Raw genomic sequence first — 3,222 nt, forward strand, 5'->3', positions numbered from 1 at the left:
AATTACCTGCCATTTTATTTGCATGTAGTCTTTGGACTTTTAATCTCCGATGTTTACATGTACTGGTGGCACCGCCTGAATCACGAATTGCCATTTTTATGGCGGTTCCACCAATTCCACCACACAGACACCAAACTAAACACTACCAGTGCCGTTCGCTTCCACTATATCGAGCTGCTGATTTCTTACCTGATTAAGATCCCGGTTTTTATTCTTCTGGGGGTCAGTCCGCTGGTTGTTTTACTTTACAATTTCATCTTTTTGCCGATTGTCATCTTTCATCATTCAAACATCCGGATAAGCCCTTTCGTCGATCATGTTCTGCGCTATTTTGTCGTTTCCCCTCGGATGCATCGTACGCATCACTCAGTTCTGGTTCAAGAAACAAATTCGAATTATAGTTCTGTATTGCCTTATTGGGATAAGATTTTTGGAAGTTACAGGAGGGATCCTGCTAAGGAAATTGTGTTTGGGATAGAGAAGGAGGAGAAAGCGGGACTCACCCGGGCAAATTTGGATTTATAATGAAAAGAATAATACTAATAGTAGCTTTTTTCTGTAGTGTTGCCTGTGCGTCAGCCCAAAAAAAGAAAGCAATTTTTATCATCATCGACGGCGTATCAAAAGATGTCCTTGAAAAAGTATCAACGCCTAACCTTGATGCTATCGCAAAAGAAGGTGGCTTATTAAGTGCGTATCAGGGGGGAGAGTTAAATGAATACAATCAAACACCGACCATCTCCGCGCCGGGTTATGACAATGTGCTAACCGGGGTTTGGTTTAACAAACATAATGTTCCCGATAATTCAATTAAAAACCCAAACTATCACTATCCTACTATCTTTCGTTTATTTGAGGATCAGTTCCCCAAAAAGAAGACGGCCATTTTCTCCAGCTGGGAAGACAATCGCACAAAGCTGATTGGCGAAGGACTGGAGCAAACAGGTAAGATCCTGCTTGATCACCATTTCGACGGACTTGAACTGGATACGGTAAAGTATCCGCATGACGAGTCGCGTAAGTTTATGTCGGCCATAGACCAGGCTGTTACCGATGATGCCGTTCGCTCGATCAGGGAAACCGCTCCCGACCTGTCCTGGATTTACCTGGAGTTTACGGACGATATGGGACACATGTATGGTGATAGCGAACAATATTACGACGCTGTTAAACTTGCCGATCGACAAGTTGGTCAGGTATGGGCTGCGATCAGGGAGAGAAAGGAAAAATATAATGAAGACTGGCTGATCATGGTAACCACTGATCATGGACGCGACTTAGAAACCGGCAAGGATCATGGCGGACAATCAGAACGCGAACGGGCTGCGTGGATAGTCACCAACGCAAGCGGGCTTAATGATTACGCGAGAGAGTCGAACCAGGTAAGCGTCGTGGATATTTTACCAACAATTGCTCGTTTCCTTAAAGTAAAGCTTTCCTCGGACAGGCAACGTGAACTGGACGGAGTAGCAATCACTGGCAAGCTATCACTGACCAAGCCTGTGGCCACGATGGTCGATGGCAAAATCAATCTCTCCTGGCTTCCCGCCGAAAAGGAGGGAAGGGTGAAAATTTGGGTTTCCACCACCAATAATTATAAAGAAACAGGAAAGAGCGACAAATACTCCCTGGCTGGTGTGGTCCCGGTCAAGGATGGAAAATTTACCATCGAACTAGACCCTAATACATCCTCGGATTTTTATAAGATTGTTCTGGAAGGTAAATACAATACTGTTAATCGTTGGATAGCTGCTAAATAGGTTTATGCAGCGAAATTTGTTGTTCGGGTATGACTATAATGTCACTTTTATCGCGCTAAGCTGAGTACTCAGCCTGTTCAAAATCGGTAATTCCTGAACATGTCGCCACGGCGAACTTAACCAGCTTTCTTTTTTCTCCCCCTCTGTAGTTATATATAAATCGCTTTCGTGTACAAGAAAAGTTAAGCCTTCGCTCTCGTTATAGGCGAATTCACTGACTTCTGTAGATGCCAACTTATAAAGGTGGCCTTGCTCTGTAGAATTTTTTGGTTTCAAACGGAAGGGCATGTTAGCCCCATATTCCCTTGCTTCAGCACATTCAAACGGTTCAACAAGCAATTGTTCAACACCATTTGATGCCCAGTATTTTAAAATGTCAAAATCGAATTGGATGTATCCGGTAGTCATTGGTTGAGAGCTTTTAATTTTTATCTCATTACGGAAAGGTATGGGAAAGGTTACGAATATTTCTACAAAAAAAACTTTTAGCAGAGTCTTTATACTTACCGCCTCTTTCGCGTTCGGTGTACTGCCTGGATCCTCGGCTTCACCATACTAACGGCACCATTGGGGATTTGAACCCTAACTGTAATGCACCAGCCAATTTAACTGTCGATATTCTAACCGGGTCTTACCCGGATATCCGTACGTGTAAGCCCGGAGGAGCTCTTGTTGCTTGATTCATGTTTAAACTAATGAACGTACCTGGCTACCTTATATATCGATCGCGTAAGCCTCCGCTTTCGGTAAACGCCATCCCCTTCGCGGCTTCCAAGCACGTTCGTATTCCCCTCCACCGTATTCCCCTCCACCGTAGTCAACCATTGGTCATTCCATTCGTCAATGAAACCGACATGCGCAATCCGTCCCTTTTCGGGAAAGTAGAGACCGAAGATGTCGGCTGTGCGGGGCGCCAGTGGGGGATATGCACGGCAACCTTTCACCGGGACTAAGCTTTCACCTTTCACCTTTCCTTTTTCACCTTGAGTCCATATCACCCTACCGGGCCCAAACAAATCCGGTGTCCACCCACTACGAGGATTGACCACCCCGGCACGACCATACACCCAGCACACAAACGCCGCACACCAGGGATTTCCTTTCGGGAGATTTACATACCTCAGGTATTTCTCTACTTCTGCCCCTGAGTTAGCATGCTTCTCCCGAACACCAATCTGGCTGGTATAGATTTCCCTGACTGCCTTTTGCCTGGCTGTCTGCGCATTCGCACCCATCACCAGCATCAGGAAGTAGATCAGGAGAATACCGATGCAGAGGATCCTCATGATCGTTTGAGGATAAAGATTTCTAGTCTCTTTCATAGTCGTCGATTTTAGGGACCAGTACATTGCCCATATAAGAGCTATTGGAATTGCTCCGCAGATCGGCGGAGCGGTAAGCCAGCCAGACGTGCACTTCGTGGCCCTCGAATTCCTGGGGGGCATCGACTGTACAGAACCCA

The 3,222-nt window shown here is 45.7% G+C and carries 4 protein-coding genes; 2 read left to right on the plus strand and 2 right to left on the minus strand.

Features of this window, described 5'->3' with window-relative positions; translation table 11 throughout:
- Together WBJ10_RS15635 and WBJ10_RS15640 are read left to right on the plus strand one after the other, a co-directional pair.
- The coding region (locus tag WBJ10_RS15635) for a sterol desaturase family protein (protein ID WP_424291954.1) at positions 1-525 on the plus strand (525 nt) is incomplete at its 5' end.
- Positions 525-1,760, plus strand: a complete 1,236-nt coding sequence (locus tag WBJ10_RS15640) for an alkaline phosphatase family protein (RefSeq protein WP_424291956.1) — start codon at positions 525-527, stop codon at positions 1,758-1,760. The genes WBJ10_RS15635 and WBJ10_RS15640, both read left to right, overlap by 1 nt.
- A 33-nt stretch (positions 1,761-1,793) precedes the next feature.
- Here WBJ10_RS15640 and WBJ10_RS15645 read toward each other — a convergent pair whose 3' ends face one another.
- Entirely contained in the window at positions 1,794-2,168 is a 375-nt protein-coding gene (locus tag WBJ10_RS15645; protein WP_424291958.1) for a hypothetical protein, read from the minus strand.
- 284 nt (positions 2,169-2,452) lie between these two features.
- A complete protein-coding gene (locus tag WBJ10_RS15650) occupies positions 2,453-3,082 on the minus strand; it encodes a hypothetical protein (protein WP_424291960.1) in 630 nt (209 codons plus the stop codon).
- Positions 3,083-3,222: the final 140 nt, after the last annotated feature.

The sequence above is a fragment of the Daejeonella sp. genome, assembly GCF_049655485.1.
Classification (GTDB): domain Bacteria; phylum Bacteroidota; class Bacteroidia; order Sphingobacteriales; family Sphingobacteriaceae; genus Daejeonella.